The following is a 15,016-nucleotide window of genomic DNA, read 5'->3' as shown; positions in this document are numbered from 1 at the left end:
GCTTAGGCCTTTCCCTTGATTACCGGCAGCGAACCGGTGGCGCCGTACGGAACCTTGATCTCGCCGCGCGCCGCCTTGCCTGCAATATCGCTGCGGTACTGCGAGCCTTCCAGCTGCACCAGCTCCACGCCGTCGTATGCCCTTTCCCGGGCCTCCACGAGGTCGCTGCCGAGCGCCACAACGGCGAGCACGCGGCCGCCCGCGGAGATTACCTTGCCTTCGTCATCCAGGGCGGTACCTGCATGGATGACGTGCACGCCCTCCAGGGCTTCCACCTTCTTGAGGCCGCGGATCCGGTCGCCGGTCCGCGGAGTGTCCGGGTAGTTTTCCGAGGCCACGACGACGGCGACGGCAGTCTCCTTCGCCCAGCGCAGCTCTTCTGCCTTGTCCAGTTCGCCCTTGGCGGCTGCGAGGAGCAGGGCACCGAGCGGCGTCTTGAGGCGGGCCAGGACCGCCTGGGTTTCGGGGTCGCCGAAGCGGACGTTGAATTCGATGACGCGGGTGCCGCGCGAGGTCAGGGCCAGACCGATGAACAGGACACCCACGAACGGGGTGCCGCGGCGGCCCATTTCGTTAATGGTGGGCTGGGCCACCCTGTCGATGACTTCCTGGACCAGGCCCTCGGGTGCCCACTCCAGCGGGGTGTAGGCGCCCATTCCGCCGGTGTTGGGACCCTCGTCGTTGTCGAAGATGCGCTTGAAGTCCTGGGCCGGGGAAAGGGCAACGGCGTTGTGCCCGTCGCAGAGTACAAAGAGCGAGACCTCGGGCCCGTCCAGGAATTCCTCGATGACCACGGAGCCGCCGGCGTCGAAGCAGGACTGGGCGTGGGCGAGCGCTTCATCGCGGTTCCGGGTCACCACGACGCCCTTGCCCGCCGCGAGTCCGTCGTCCTTCACCACATAGGGGGCACCGAAGGTATCGAGTGCCGAGGCTGCCTCTTCGGCGTTGGAAGCCACCATGGCCATCGCCGTGGGCACGCCGGCTTCGGCCATGATTTCCTTGGCGAACGCCTTGGAAGCTTCCAGCTGCGCGGCGGCCTTGCTCGGGCCGAACACGGGGATCCCGGCGTCGCGGACAGCATCTGAGACCCCGGCGGCGAGGGGAGCCTCCGGACCCACCACCACCAGGTCAACGGCAAGCTTGGTGGCGAGCGCGGCAACAGCTTCCGGATCGTTGCCGTTGATGTTGTACGTGGGAACCAGCTTGCTGATGCCTGCGTTGCCGGGAGCCGCGTGGACCTCGGACACGTTGGGGTCTGCGAGCAGGGAGCGGACAATGGCGTGTTCGCGGCCTCCGGGGCCAATGACGAGTACCTTCACAGTCTCCAAGGGTACTTTGTGGACCCTGCCCGGTCCTAAGCTGTGTCCTTCCCCGGCTGCCGGGGCAATCCGTGCCGGGAACCGCTCCGAACAACTGTCATGGCGAAGCTTCGGAACCAGCTGGATAGCACCTCTGCACTGGCGGCGTTGGCAGGTGTGGTGGCGGCCGCCGTCGTACTGGCCGTTGCCGAACTTGCCGGTGCATTCTTCACCGCGCGGGCCACGCCGCTGAACGCGCTGGGCTCGACCTTCATCGACTTCACGCCGCCGTGGCTGAAGGATTTCGCGATTGCCACCTTCGGCACGAACGACAAGGCAGCACTGTTCGCCGGCATGGGCCTCACCATTGCCGTTCTCGCCTGCATCCTGGGCGTGCTGGCGTACCGGCGGTGGATGCTGGGCGTCCTGGGCGTTGTGTTCATGGGCAGCGTGATTGTTGCGAGCGTGGTGACCCGGGCAGGCGTGGGCCTGGCAGATGCCGTGCCCAGTGTCCTCGGAACGTTTGCCGGCCTGCTGGTTCTGCGGGTGCTGCTGGCACCGCTGCGCACGCTGCCGGGGGCGGATTCACCGGCCGGACAGGCCCGGGATGCCCGGACGGCCAGCCGGCGCCGGTTCTTCGCTGCCGCCGGGATCACTGCCGCCGCCGCGGGGATCGCGGCCACAGGCGGCCGGCTGCTTGGCGCCGCCCGGCGCAACGTCCTCGAAGCCCGGGCGGCCCTGCAGTTGCCGTCCCCGGCGATGGCCGCCCCGGCCGTGCCCGCCGGAGTGCAGTCACCGGTGCCGGGAATGACGCCGTGGCTTACCCCCAACAGCGATTTCTACCGCATCGACACCGCGCTGAGCGTGCCGGAAGTCAGCGCGGACGAGTGGGAGCTCCGCGTCCACGGCCTGGTGGAGGAAGAGGTTCGGCTCACCTTTCAGGATCTGCTCGACGCCGGCCTGACCGAAGCGCACGTGACCCTCACCTGCGTCTCGAATCCGGTGGGCGGAAACCTGGCCGGCAATGCCAGGTGGCTGGGCCTGCCCATCCGGGACGTGCTTGCCAGGGCGAGGCCCAAGGACGGGGCCGATATGGTGCTGTCCACCTCCATTGACGGTTTCAGCGCCTCCACTCCGCTGGAAGTGCTGCAGGACGGCCGGGACGCCCTGCTGGCCATCGGCATGAACGGCGAGCCCCTTCCGCTGGAGCACGGCTACCCCGTACGGATGGTGGTTCCCGGTTTGTACGGTTTCGTCTCGGCCACCAAGTGGGTGGTGGACCTGGAGGTGACCCGCTTCGCGGACAGGAAGGCGTACTGGACGGAACGGGGCTGGTCCGAGCGCGGCCCCATCAAGACCATGGCCCGCGTGGACGTGCCCAAGTCCTTCGCAAAGGTGCCCGCCGGGCAAGTGGCGGTGGGCGGCACCGCCTGGGCACAGACGCGCGGGATCACCGGGGTGGAAATCCAGATCGACGACGGCGATTGGGTTGCCGCCGAGTTGTCCGCCGAGGCGTCGCGGGCCACGTGGCGCCAGTGGTCCTATGAATGGAACGCCACGCCCGGTGCCCACTACATCAAAGTCCGGGCCACGGACGGCACCGGCGAGGTGCAGACGAACCGGCGCGCGGACCCGGTCCCGGACGGTGCCTCTGGCTGGCAGTCCGTGATGGTCACCGTGGAATAGCCCTGTTCCGGGTACAGAGGCCCCTAGACTGGGCAGCATGCCGCACAATCCGCACGCCACCTTCACCGTGGACTCCGCCGTCGAACTGGCTGTCATCGAGCGCAGCGGTTTTGTTGAGTCGCGGCACATCGGTTCGGCCGTCCTGCTGTCCGCAGACGGAACCGTGGTGACCGAACTCGGCGATATCCGCACCCCCATCTATGCGAGGTCAGCGCTTAAGCCGTTCCAGGCATTGGCCGCAATGCAGTCCGGCGTTCCGCTGCGGGGAGCCCAGGTTGCCGTTGCCTGCGGCAGCCACACCGGCTCGCTGGACCACATGGACGTGGTGTCCGGAATGCTCAAGGCAGCGGGTGTCCGCGAGGACCAGCTCCAGTGCCCGGAGGCATGGCCGCAGGACGAGACGGCCCGGAACTGGCTGGTGCGGTCAGAAAGAGGCCCGTCCAGGCTGGCGTTCAACTGTTCCGGAAAACACGCTGCATTCCTCTGGGCCTGCACGGAAAATGGCTGGGACACGCACAGCTACCTAGAGCCGAACCATCCGCTGCAGCAGCGGGTCCGCACTGTGATCGAGGAGTACACGGGCGAAAAGATCGCCCACTTGGGCATCGACGGCTGCGGGGCCCCGGTGGCCGCAATCTCACTGCTGGGCCTTGCCAGGGCTTACTCGCAGCTGGGGAAAGCCCCGGGGGACCAGGCATCCAATGCCCGGGCAGCCACCATAGCAACGTCCATGCTGGATTATCCGTGGGCTGTGCAGGGCATCGGTGAGGCCAACACCATGGTGATGGATGAACTGGGAATCATCGCCAAGATCGGGGCGGAAGGCGTCCTGGCCATTGCCACTCCGCAGGGAGTTTCCGTGGCCATCAAGATCCTGGACGGAAACGTCAGGGCCACCTCGCTGGTGGCCCTGACGCTTCTTGCCGCCGCCGGTGCCGTTGATATCCCCGCCGTGGCCGGCGTCCTGGAACGCGTGGTGGACCCGGTGATGGGCGGCGGCCGCCCGGTGGGCAAGATCCGCCTGGGCCCCGCCGTCTCCGCGCTCCTCGACTAAACCGGGATGGGAACCCGTCAGGCTGCTGGCCGGGGCAGGTCCGGCGCAACCGCGGCGGCCCGTGCCGGCGCAGCCTGGTAAGGCCTGCCCAGGGCACGGTATTCCCAGCCGCAGGCCAGGTACCGTTTGGAATCAAGGGCATGCCTGCCATCGACAACCCGGCGGTGCCGCACCAGCGTGCCCAGGTCATCCGGGTCTGCCGACCGGAACTCATCCCACTCCGTCAACAGGGCAACCACGTCGGCGCCGGCCACCGCAGCCTCCAGCGAGTCCACGTAGTTGAGGTCGGGGTAGATCCGGTGCGCGTTGGCGTTGGCCTCGGGGTCGTACACCGTAACCACTGCGCCTTCGAGGTACAGCATGCGGGCCACGTCCAGCGCGGGAGCATCCCTGACGTCGTCGGAGTTTGGCTTGAAGGCGGCGCCCAGGGCCGCCACCCGGACCCCGGCCAGGTCTCCGCCTGCCAGTTCCCGCACCAGGTCAACGGTGCGGACCCGCCGCCGGTTGTTGATGGAGTCCACTTCCCCAAGGAAGCTGACCGCCTGGCCGACCCCCAGCTGCTCTGCGCGGTACTTGAACGCCCGGATGTCCTTGGGCAGGCAGCCGCCCCCAAAGCCGAGGCCGGGCTTGAGGAACCTGCCGCCGATCCGGTCATCCAGGCTGAGTGCCTGTGCGAGCATGCTGACGTCCGCGGAGGTCGCCTCGCAGACCTCCGCCATCGCGTTGATGAAGGAAATCTTGGTGGCCAGGAAGGAGTTGGCCGCCACCTTGACCAGCTCCGCCGTCGGCATGTCTGCCACGATCAGCGGCGTGCCGGCGGCCAGCAGCGGTTCGAACGCCAGGCGCAGCATGGCCTCGGACCACTCGGACGCCACGCCGAACACCAGGCGGTCCGGATGCAGGGTGTCCTGCACGGCGAACCCCTCACGGAGGAACTCCGGATTCCATGCCACCTCCAGCTCCGGCCCCAGCGGTGAGATATCTGCCACCATCCCTGCGAGACGGCCCGCGGTTCCGATCGGCACCGTGGACTTCCCCACCAGGAGTGACTTGCGGGTGATCCGGGCGGCCAGTCCGGCAAAGGCCTCGTCAACGAACGTCAGGTTGGCCGCGGAGGAGTTGGGCGCCTGCGGTGTACCGACACAGATGAAGTGCACGTCGCCGAACTGCGCCACCTCGTCCAGGTCCGTGGTGAACCTCAGCCGGCCGGACGCCAGCGCCTCGTCCAGTTTCTCCGGCAGTCCCGGCTCGTAGAACGGCACTTCGCCTGCGGAGAGCTGCTGTATTTTGCGCCGATCGATATCGAATCCGAGGACGTCGAAGCCCATGACGGCCATGCAGATCGCGTGCGTGGCGCCCAGGTAGCCGGTGCCGACCACAGTGATTTTGGGCGCGCTGAAGGGAGGCAGGTTGTTCATTGGTTTCTCGCTTCCGTCTCAAATGGAGGATTGAGCATGTGCCGGATGGCCGGCGTTTCCCCTAGCTGGTACAGGTGATGTTGGACAGTCCCTGCCCAGCCTGCGAGGCTGTGTTGCTGCAATCGACAACGTTGTCGCGCGCGGGCTTGAGTGAATAGCCGAGCCCGGGCCCGTTGACCTCCGCCACGTTGTTGTGGAAGACGTTCTCCGTGCCCCAGCCGTCAACAATCTCGTGCGTCTGGAATCCGTCCTGCGGGGAGTTCCTTCCGGTGTTCCCTTCGATGCGCCAGCCCCTGCCTTTGACGTCCACCCAGGAGTCGGCTTCCGTCATGGCGGAGCCGTCGAAAGTGTTGTCCGCCAGGATGCCGTCCGAGGTCCCCTCCTTGATATCGACGCTCTCGGCAGTGGTCCCCGAGACGGTGTTGCCGCGGATTTCGTTGCGGTCGCTCCTGTCCGGTTCGCAGGCGGTCACGTCGCACCAGTTGCTTTCGGCGGTGCCGATATAGATGCCTTCGCCGAACTTGGGTTTCCTCAGCCCGGCGCCGCGGATGGTGTTCCCGGTGACTTTGTTGTCGGAGCTGAACCGGCGGAGGTGGATTGCCTCGTCCCCCGTGTTTTCCACCGTCAGGCCCTGGAGGTGGATGTGTGTTCCCTCGTCCACCATCACGCCTTTCTGGCCGTTCCGGATGGTGAATCCCTGAACCGCCCAGTGGGAGGCCTGGTCCAGGTGGAGCACATAGCCGTCCTCGCTGCCGCCCCCGTCCAGGACGGCCCCCGTTCCGCCGCAGAGGATGATGGGTTGCTCCGGCGTGCCGGCACCCGTGGCCGTAAAGTTCCCCTGGTATACCCCGTCAGCCAGCATGATGACGGTTCCCGGGCCGGGCGCCGCCAGCGCTTCCGTAAGTTCCGCCGCCGTCGTCACAGTTACGGCGGCAGGCGGGCAATGTGCCGGGGCCGGGGTGCCATTGGAGGCAGGCGGTGGCGCGGCCTGTGGAGAAGTGCCGGGGGAAACTGACGGCGGCAGGCCGCCTTGGGGCGGAGTTTCCTGGAGGCTCACCACGGCAAAAACTCCTGTCAGGAGGGCGATCAGCACGACGGCGGGCACGGCCCAGGTGCCCCGCCGGACACTGCGGCCGGTCACCTTGGCTGCCTCACGTCGTCGTACGCCACCACTCCCCTGCCCAGGGACGTCAGCGGGACGTGGTCTGCGTACGGACTGCGGATGACGCCGCGTCGGTCCTTGCCGCGGGCCACGGCGGTGACCAGCAGCAGCGCGGCGAGCACGAACCAGATCAAGGTGAGCGGCTGGAACACCGACTTGACCACCCTTTCCACGGTGTAGGCAGGTGCCCAGGCCAGGACATCGTTTTCGCCCAGGCTGGCCCCTGTTGACGCCTCGCTCCAGATGGCGGTGGACCCGTTGCCGGCCAGGGTGTTTCCGGCGACCGTGGTTTTCGGAACCGTGCCCAGCAGGGTGATGCCGTGGTTGGAGATCCGCTCGAGGATGTTGGCATTGACGTTGGCGGTTGCGTCGCGGACGTAGATGCCGGTGTCGCCGCCGGTGATGATGTTTTCGCTGACCTCGGCCGTGGCACCGCCGTCGCGGACCGCGACTGACTGGCGGGCATTGTCCAGCAGCCTGTTGCCGGTGATGGTCACACCCTTGGCACCGTCGGCCGCCACGATCCCCACATCGTTGCCCGTCACCCGGTTGTCCCTGACCGCCACCGATGTCCCGCCCAGGACTTCAATGCCATAGCGGGTGTTCTGCTCGAACGCACCGGCGGAAATCTGGCTGCTCCCGTAGGAGTCGACGGCGGTTCCCACGGCATTCGGACCGTCGGCCAGGGGCCTGGCGTCCATCGAGATGCCGTTCCGGCCGTTGTTCCTCGCCTGGATGCGTTCGAAACTGACGCCCGCGGTGGAGCGCCCCACGCTGAACCCGTCCACAGCGTTGTCCGAGGACACGGTCCCTGTAACGGTTGCGTCCGATACAAAGCGGTGCAGTACCAGGCCGTCCACAAGGCTGCCGGAGATGACGGTATCCCTGATGACGATGTCCCGCGCGTTGGTGATGAACAGCCCGAACGCGTTGTTGCTGACCCGCAGGTTGTCGATGCCTGCCGTGACCAGGCTGTAATCCTGGGCCGACTCCTGGGTGAGGGCTGCAAGTTCAGCCTCCGGCAGGAGCCGTGCACCGCCGCTGGCCGCCTCCGTCTCTCCCGGCGTCGGCTGTTCGTCGCTGAAGGTGCCCACTGCGTCGGTTCCGGTCAGTGACAGGCCGCCCGTGTTCCCGCTCCAGAAGCCCAGGTGGGAAACGTCGGAGAAGGAGAAAGCGGCGTGGCCCCCGATGACCCGCACATAGGCCCGTCCGTCCACCGTGTTCTTGTCCGGGCCGCCCTTGGTGCTGTCCCAGCTGCTGACGCTGACGCGGGCTGTTTCCGATCCCTCCAGCGTGAGTGAGCCGCCCAGGGCCACGAGGGACACGAAGGTTTGGGCTCCGCTTTCCAGGCGCAGGTCGAGCTTCCTTGCAGGGTCCGGCGAGGCCAGGGACAGGGTGGCACCGGCCAGGACCGTAACGCTTTCGGAGAGCAGGTAGGCGCCGTCCGGCTGCTCCCGGAAGGCGTTGGGGGCCAGGGACAACAGGTCTGCCACGGTGTATGCCTCCGGCCGGGCGGGCAGCACCAGCGTGTAACTTGATCCTGTCCGGACCCGGTATGGCCCTTCCAGACCTTCCACCCGCCACCGGGCGGCGGAGGCGACGGTGCGGACATACACGAGCCGTTCATCCTCCTGCTTCACCAGCCGTGCCTCGCTGGCTGGATTGCCGGGGTAGAGCACACCTTGCACGTTGCCGTTGGCGGCGATCTCGTTCCTGCCCGATGCGTCCACGGCGGAGCCGCCCTGGATGGTGCCTGCGTAAATGAACCCCGCAGTGCCCAGGACCGCGGTGAGGCACGCGGCGGCGATGGCCCTGGTGGCCCTCATGCCGCCACCTCCCCCGGGGTAAGGGTGGCGGCGTCCTGGCCGTCGCCGCCCGTCTGGTGGGCGTGCCGGGTGAGCCAGCCCTGCTTGTTCATGGTGGCAAAGGCGTACATCTTGATGGGCAGGGCCACCAGGATCACGGTCACGGCAAGGACCGGGAGGATCAGGAGGTCCTTGGGGTGCCGGCGGAGGTGCGAGGCGCCGCGGATCCCGCGGCCCAGAAGGAGCCAGCAGACGGCAGCACCGACCCCGAACGGTGTGGGGTCAAGGCGGTGGAAGACCAGGTACACCAGCGTGAGGCCCATGGTGACCGGGGTTAGCAGGATCTGCAGGACGGTCACCTTGGTGACGAACGGGACCTTCCAGAGCCAGCCCTTCGCGATGGCGGTGAGGTAGCAGCGGTACGAGTTCCGGCTCCAGCGGATGCGCTGTTTCATGAAGGCGCGGAAGCTGGAAGGGAACATTGACAGCGCCCGGGCGGACGACTGGTGGACGGTTTTGTAGCCGGAGGCCAGCACCAGCCAGGTGAGCCGGCCATCGTCGCCGGAAATGCAGCGCTTGCCCATGAAGTATTCGTTCTCGAGATGCTCGATAACTCCCATGACGGCACTGCGCCGATAGACGGCGGTCCGCCCTGAGACGCATGGCACCGCGCCTGCCCTGCCCATGGCCGGGACGTAGTCCAGATACCTGACGTTCACCAGCCAGTCCGCTATGCGGCGCCAGATGCTGGTATCGCGCTGGTACACGTTCTGGTGGGTGCCGACGGCTCCCACCAAAGGATCCTCGAAGGGCATCTGGACGTTGGCCAGCAGGCCCGGCTGCCACCACGTGTCCGAGTCGGTGAGGACCAGGATCTCGTGCCGGGCCATCCGCATGCCCACCCCCAGGGCGGACCGCTTGCCCATGTGGTGGAAGAGGACAGGGCGGAGCGAGTCGTCGCCAAGGGCGGTGATCCGCTGGTAGGCGTCCAGGTCCTCAACGTCCAGGACAATGATGATTTCGTCAGGTTTCTGCTGCCGCCAGGACTCCAGGGCGCTCATCAGGATGTCCGGGTCCTCGTGGAATGACGGCACGATCACGGACGTGGAAGCCTTGTAGTCCGTCACGATGGGCCGGGCCCGGTGGGAGAGGATGAAGCGGTACAGCCACAGGCCCCAGACGATTATGCCGGCTATGGCGAGCGGAAAATAGGGCGAGAACTCGGCGTACAGTTCGCTGAGGCTGCTTTGGGTGAGCCCGTTGAGGGCATCGTCGAGGGCAAGGGGAATCATGGGCAGTCCTTCGCTGGGCGGGAAATCAGTGAGGGAGATGCCGGGCTGTGCGGCCGGCGGAATGGTGTGCCCTGTCTGCCCCGGTTTCATGAGGGACGGGCTCTGCTGCCGGCTCTGCGTTGAGCCTTGTTAATGAGCATGCTCGACCGGATATATGCTCCACCAGTGTCCGCGGTACTCTAATTGCCTTCGTGGCTACCCGTCTTTGCGGCCACCACTACGCGCCCGCCCGGGCGCGATTACTGAGAATATCCACCGGAAAGAATTCGTTAATATGCCCGTAGCACGCCGTCGGATAAACGTTCAGGAAGGCGCAGCGGCACTGGCGGCCTGGCGCCAGGCTGCCGGGTCGCCGTCGGACGCTCCTTTGCCGCGCACCGTCCTCGCCACCGCCGTGCGCTACTCGCTGGAGGAGGTGACAGCGCGGGCGCCGGGGAATTCGGTGGAGGTGCGCGTGCCGCCGTTCGGCGTTACGCAGTGCGTGGAGGGGCCCCGCCACACGCGCGGCACCCCGCCGAACGTGATCGAGTGCGACGCCGCCACCTGGCTTGGGATGGTGACGGGCCAGATGGCGTGGGCGGAGGCTGTCGCGGCCGGCAAGGTCGCAGCGTCAGGACAGCGCGCGGATCTCTCCGCCCTCCTCCCCCTCTAAAGTTTTTGTCCAGATATGCAGGCTTCCGGGGCCCGGAACTCTGCATATCTGGACAAAAACTCAGCGGTGCCAGCCCTGCTTGCGGAGCGTCTGCGCGACCCTGGAAACCACCCACTCCGGCCCGCGTTCCATGTCAATCCGGTTGATCTTGACCTGCCGCCAACCCGCTTCAGCAACACGCTGGTCCCGGTAGGAATCAAGCGCCTGCTGCTCCGGCAGGAGGTGGTGCAGGCCTTCATACTCCACGCAGGTCCGGAAACGGATACAACCCAGATCCGTCCATACGGGCTTCCCCACGGCATCGTCCACGCGGCAGTCGGGAACAAACTCCGGAAGGCCCGCGTCGTCGAGCATCAGGCGGACTTTCGTTTCGGGCGGCGAGTCAACGCCCACCCGCAGCTGTTCCAAAGCCTCCCTCGCCTTGCGGACGCCGTGGATCCCGTTGGCACCGTCCACAAATCGCCGCAACTCGGCCAGCGGCACCACGGGGAGTTTTGGCTTCCCGAATGTCCGGGCATGCTCACTGACGATGGCATCCCCGGCGACAATGAGGTCATCCATCGGCAGGACGGAGCCAAGGTCAACCCAAGTGCGGGCAACCGAGGTTACCCGCAGCCCATCAATCTCCAGGAGGTCGCCGTCGCGGACCTTCAGTCGGTGCCCCGCCACACCCTTGCGCCGCGGCAGCGTCCCACCATTTCGCCGGGACAGGTGCAGAAACTTGCCGGGTTCGCGGAAATGGACACCCGACTTCTTGCCCCACGGGACAGGTTCGGTGACGGCGGTAACCGGCCCGCCGCCGTCGGGGCTGAACTCCGCCCAGCGTGGCAAAGGAACTTCCAGAATCTGGGCGGCGGTGATGAGGCTGGCGAAGATATCGGCATCCAGTCGGGTGTGGGACCGCACCAGCGCCGCCAGCTCCGAGTGACCTGCCTTCGGAACCCGGACACCCCTGCTTGGCCTGTGCAGGTCCCGGGCGTTCAAGCGGCTCCTGCCCAGTCCAGCTGTTTCAGCCTCGGTCAGGGCGAAGGGCCGGCCATCCAACGGTTCCGGCAGCGGCGGCAATCTGCTCATGCTCCATTCAGCCACCGTCACTGGGCCTTATAGAGGTTATCCACAGCCCGGCTGTTCCACTCCGGAGTTTTTGTCCAGATATGCAGACTTCCGGGCCACTTAACCCTGCATATCTGGACAAAAACTCCAAGGTTAGCCGCGGCCGATGAAGGGCATGCCCGCCGCGGTTACCACCACGGAACCCACACTTGCGGCGGGCGGCATGTCCGCCATCATGAGTACCGCCCGCGCAGCGTCGGCCACCGGGAACATCGGCTCCACCCGCCGGCTGCCGTCAGCCTGCAGTGCTCCCGAACCGACGCCGATGGTGTCCATGATCTCCGTGGCCGTGTTTCCGATGTCGATCTGGCCGCAGGTGATCCCGAAGCCGCGGCCATCCAGCTCGATGCTTTTAGTCAGGCCAGTCATGGCGTGCTTGGTCACGGTGTAGGCCACGGTGCGCGGCCGCGGCGAATGCGCGGAAATGGAGCCGTTGTTGATGATCCGCCCGCCCTGCGGCTCCTGCGCCTTCATGGTCCGCACGGCGGCGGCGGCACACAGCATGGAGCCCGTGAGGTTCACCGCGAGCGTGTTGTTCCAGTCGTCCACGCTGATTTCGTCCACGCTGGCGGCCGGACCGAACACTCCAGCGTTGTTGAACAGCACGTCCACCCGGCCCCAGCGCTGCCGGGCGGCCTCGAAAAGGCGCTCGACGTCGTCGGGCCGGGTAACGTCGCACGGCACCACCAGCGCTTCCGGGTGGTTGTCCGCGGTCTCCTTCAGTTGCGCTTCGCGGCGCCCGGCCAGCGCAACGCGGTAGCCGGCGGCCAGCATCTGCCGCGCCACCTCCCGCCCGATGCCGGAGCCTGCCCCGGTAACAACGGCGACGCGTCCGGTGGGGGTGGGATTCTGCACGCTGTTCTCCTGAAGATGTCCTGCTAGAGCGGTGCCGGGACGGCCTGCTTGTTCAGCGGCCAGCCTACGACGGTCTTGGGCCGCGGCGCGGCGTAGGTCCGTACCTTGGAAGTGGACAGCCCCATCCGGACCAGCGACTCGGCAATTGTTACGGCGGACGCCACGCCGTCCACCACGGGGACACCGGCGCGCTGCCGGATCTGCTCGTCCAGGCCCGCCATGCCGCCGCAGCCGAGCACAATCACCTCCGCCTTGTCCTGGCTGACCGCGGCCATCGCCTGGCTGATGATCGCTTCCACGGCGCGCTCCGGTTCCTCTTCAAGCTCCAGGACCGCCATGCCGCTGGCCCGCACCGATGCGCACCGGGCCTCGAGCCCCGCGAGCTTGAGCCGGTCCTCGATCAGCGGGACGGTGCGGTCCAGCGTGGTGACCACGGAATATTTGTGGCCTAGGAACATGGCGGTGCTGGCGGCGGCCTCGGTAATGTCCACCACCGGCACGTCCAGCAGTTCCTGCAGGCCTTCCCGCCCGTGCTCGCCGTAGCCGGCCTGGATGACGGCGTCGAATGGTTCGGGATAGGAGGTGACGGCATCCATGACGGCGATCGCTGCGAGGTAGCTTTCGAAGTTCCCCTCGCAGGAGTCGGCGCCGAAGCGCGGGGTCAGTCCGACGATCTCGGTGCCGGGTGCGGCGACGGCGCGTGCGGAGACGGCGATGGAGTCCGTCATGGATGCGGTGGTGTTCACGTTTGCTACGAGGATGCGCATGCTGGGTCCTTTTGCGGGTTTGGGGCGCTGTCAGTGCTTGCTCGCGACGGCGATGGCCTCGCCGTCGCGGTCTTCCAGCTTCTGGTTGCGGTCGGCGACGAAGTAGTACACGGCCGCCGCGATGCCTGCCGCAAAGAACCAGGCGAAGGGTGCTGCCGAAGCCAGTGCCGGGACGAAGGCGATGAGAAGGGCGACGACGGCGGCAGGCACCATGGCGGTGATCGCCCGCGGATTGACGCCGTTCCGGTAGAAGTAGGCTCCGTCCGGCGATGCCGTGTACAGCTCGGGCACGTTGACCTTGCCCCGGCGGATCAGCCAGTAATCCGCCATCACGACGCCGAACAGGGGGCCAAGGAGGGCGCCAAGACCGCCCAGGAAGTACACGATGACCAACGGGTTGTTGTAGAGGTTCCAAGGCAGGATGACCAGGCCGATGACGGCGCTGACGACGGCGGCGCGGCGGAAGTTAAGCCGCTTGGGGAACAGGTTGGTCAGGGCATACACGGGAGCCACGAAGTTCGCCATGAGGTTCACGGCAATGGTGAGGATCAACAGGGCCAGGCAGGCCAGCACCAGGAAGAGGGTGTTGGGGATGGTCTGGACGATGTCCGAGGGGCTTTCGATGATGGTGCCGTTGATCTTGAACTGTCCGCCGGCCATGACCACCACGATGGCGCCGAAGACCAGCATGTTGATGGGGATGCCCCAGAAGTTGCCCCGGACCACAGCCTTCTTTGAGACGGCGGCGCGGGTGAAGTCGCAGAAGTTCAGGACGAAGGTGCCGTAGATGGAGACCCAGAGTGCTCCGCCGGCGAAGATCGTCAGCCACATCTCGGGGCCTTCCAAGGCCTTGTCCGAGGTCCAGGCAATGGCACCGCCCGCCTCGATGAAGATCCAGACGGCGATTGCGGCCATCGTGGCGAGGATGACCGGGCCGGCGAAGGCCTCGTACTTGCGGATCATCTCCATGCCGAAGCTGACAATGGCCAGCTGGACCACCCACAGGATCAGGAATGCAACCCAGCCCAGCGTGGACAGGCCCAAAACCGAGTCCTTGTCAAGGTCTGCCAGGGACGGGAACATGGCCACGAGCATGACGCGGAAGACCACGGAGGCAAGGTAGGTCTGGATGCCGAACCACGCGACAGCCACGGCCCCGCGGAGGAGGGCCGCTATCTGCGCGCCCCTGATGCCGAAGCTGATGCGGCTCATCACGGGGAAGGGAACGCCGGTCTTGACCCCCATGAAACCGGAGAGGTTGAGCAGGCCGAACAGCAGGGCGGCCCCGATCCCAAGTGCCAGGAGGATCTGCCATCCACCCAGCCCGAGGGCGAACAGGCCGATGGCGAAGGCGTAGTTGCCCAGGCTGTGAACGTCATTGGCCCAGAGGGTGAAGATGCTGTAGCCGGACCAGTTGCGGCCCGCCCGCTTGGTGGGTGCAAGGTCCGCGTTGTAGAGGGAGGGACTGATGGGCTGGCCGGACGCCAGGCTGGCTTCCTTGCACAGGTCCTCGACGGTGGCGGAAAGGTGGGTTGCGGCAACTGACGGCGCTGTCAGGTCTGCTGCGTCAACGCCCACCGGTGGAGGGGTTTGCATAGGGATCTCAATTCCTGATGGCTGCCGCGGTGGTGAGGCCGGCGCGGCTGACGCCGTTGCTGTTATTCCACATCGCGGAAGCGAACTATTGAATAGTGAAATAAGAGTATGACCTGCATCACCCCGGGTCAAGGAAGAAGGGGTGCCTGGGCGGTCACAATCGGTTTGTAGCAACCTTCCGGGGGCGAGCAGTGCCGCCGCCGCGGGGCGCGTATTGACCCTCCAGCACAAGCCTCGCTAATCTCGTCTAGCAAGAATGTTTTCTCACAATATGAAAACATGGGCCATTCGACGATGAAATGAGGCTCCCGTGGCTGT

At 66.4% G+C, this 15,016-nt stretch carries 12 protein-coding genes; 3 read left to right on the top strand and 9 right to left on the bottom strand.

The annotated features are described in order from the left end of the window. Nucleotides 1-2 precede the first annotated feature (2 nt). On the bottom strand, nt 3-1,319 hold the full coding sequence (gene purD, locus FDW83_RS06370; protein ID WP_138137097.1) for a phosphoribosylamine--glycine ligase: 1,317 nt from the start codon (nt 1,317-1,319) through the stop codon (nt 3-5). A 99-nt stretch (nt 1,320-1,418) separates the two neighbouring features. On the opposite strand from purD, the gene FDW83_RS06365 reads away from it, so the two are divergent. Together FDW83_RS06365 and FDW83_RS06360 are read left to right on the top strand one after the other, a co-directional pair. Continuing rightward, nucleotides 1,419-2,984, top strand: coding sequence for a molybdopterin-dependent oxidoreductase (locus FDW83_RS06365; protein WP_138136795.1), 1,566 nt, complete (start codon nt 1,419-1,421; stop codon nt 2,982-2,984). Between the two features lie 37 nt (nt 2,985-3,021). Next, nucleotides 3,022-4,038, top strand: a complete 1,017-nt coding sequence (locus FDW83_RS06360) for an asparaginase (RefSeq protein ID WP_138136794.1) — start codon at nt 3,022-3,024, stop codon at nt 4,036-4,038. A gap of 17 nt (nt 4,039-4,055) precedes the next feature. Here the strand turns inward: FDW83_RS06360 and FDW83_RS06355 are convergent, their stop codons facing one another. The 4 genes from FDW83_RS06355 to FDW83_RS06340 form a co-directional block, all read right to left on the bottom strand. Further along, nucleotides 4,056-5,456: a UDP-glucose/GDP-mannose dehydrogenase family protein gene (locus FDW83_RS06355; RefSeq protein WP_138136792.1), complete on the bottom strand. Its 1,401-nt coding sequence runs from the start codon at nt 5,454-5,456 to the stop codon at nt 4,056-4,058. Between the two features lie 61 nt (nt 5,457-5,517). Next, complete coding sequence (locus FDW83_RS06350) at nt 5,518-6,597, bottom strand: nitrous oxide reductase family maturation protein NosD (RefSeq protein ID WP_240720877.1); 1,080 nt, start codon at nt 6,595-6,597, stop codon at nt 5,518-5,520. Then, nucleotides 6,594-8,444, bottom strand: a complete 1,851-nt coding sequence (locus FDW83_RS06345) for a right-handed parallel beta-helix repeat-containing protein (protein WP_138136790.1) — start codon at nt 8,442-8,444, stop codon at nt 6,594-6,596. The genes FDW83_RS06350 and FDW83_RS06345 overlap by 4 nt, the downstream gene beginning before the upstream one ends. Continuing rightward, nucleotides 8,441-9,715, bottom strand: coding sequence for a glycosyltransferase (locus FDW83_RS06340; RefSeq protein ID WP_138136788.1), 1,275 nt, complete (start codon nt 9,713-9,715; stop codon nt 8,441-8,443). The genes FDW83_RS06345 and FDW83_RS06340 overlap by 4 nt, the downstream gene beginning before the upstream one ends. Nucleotides 9,716-9,989: 274 nt before the next feature. Here FDW83_RS06340 and FDW83_RS06335 point away from each other — a divergent pair, with 274 nt between their 5' ends. Further along, complete coding sequence (locus tag FDW83_RS06335) at nt 9,990-10,367, top strand: sterol carrier family protein (RefSeq protein ID WP_138136786.1); 378 nt, start codon at nt 9,990-9,992, stop codon at nt 10,365-10,367. A 60-nt stretch (nt 10,368-10,427) separates the two neighbouring features. Here FDW83_RS06335 and FDW83_RS19390 read toward each other — a convergent pair whose 3' ends face one another. The 4 genes from FDW83_RS19390 to FDW83_RS06315 all read right to left on the bottom strand — a co-directional run bounded on the left by FDW83_RS19390 (nt 10,428) and on the right by FDW83_RS06315 (nt 14,698). After that, on the bottom strand, nt 10,428-11,456 hold the full coding sequence (locus FDW83_RS19390) for a hypothetical protein (protein WP_240720876.1): 1,029 nt from the start codon (nt 11,454-11,456) through the stop codon (nt 10,428-10,430). Between the two features lie 117 nt (nt 11,457-11,573). Continuing rightward, a complete protein-coding gene (locus tag FDW83_RS06325; protein ID WP_138136784.1) occupies nt 11,574-12,335 on the bottom strand; it encodes an SDR family oxidoreductase in 762 nt (253 codons plus the stop codon). A 23-nt stretch (nt 12,336-12,358) separates the two neighbouring features. Beyond that, on the bottom strand, nt 12,359-13,102 hold the full coding sequence (locus FDW83_RS06320; protein WP_138136782.1) for an aspartate/glutamate racemase family protein: 744 nt from the start codon (nt 13,100-13,102) through the stop codon (nt 12,359-12,361). Nucleotides 13,103-13,132: 30 nt separating this feature from the next. Continuing rightward, nucleotides 13,133-14,698, bottom strand: a complete 1,566-nt coding sequence (locus tag FDW83_RS06315; RefSeq protein ID WP_138136780.1) for an NCS1 family nucleobase:cation symporter-1 — start codon at nt 14,696-14,698, stop codon at nt 13,133-13,135. Between the last annotated feature and the right edge of the window lie 318 nt (nt 14,699-15,016).

The organism is Pseudarthrobacter sp. NamE2 (assembly GCF_005796205.1).
GTDB lineage: Bacteria > Actinomycetota > Actinomycetes > Actinomycetales > Micrococcaceae > Arthrobacter.
Note: the sequence above shows the minus strand (reverse complement) of the source record. Positions and strands in the feature narration are given on the sequence as shown.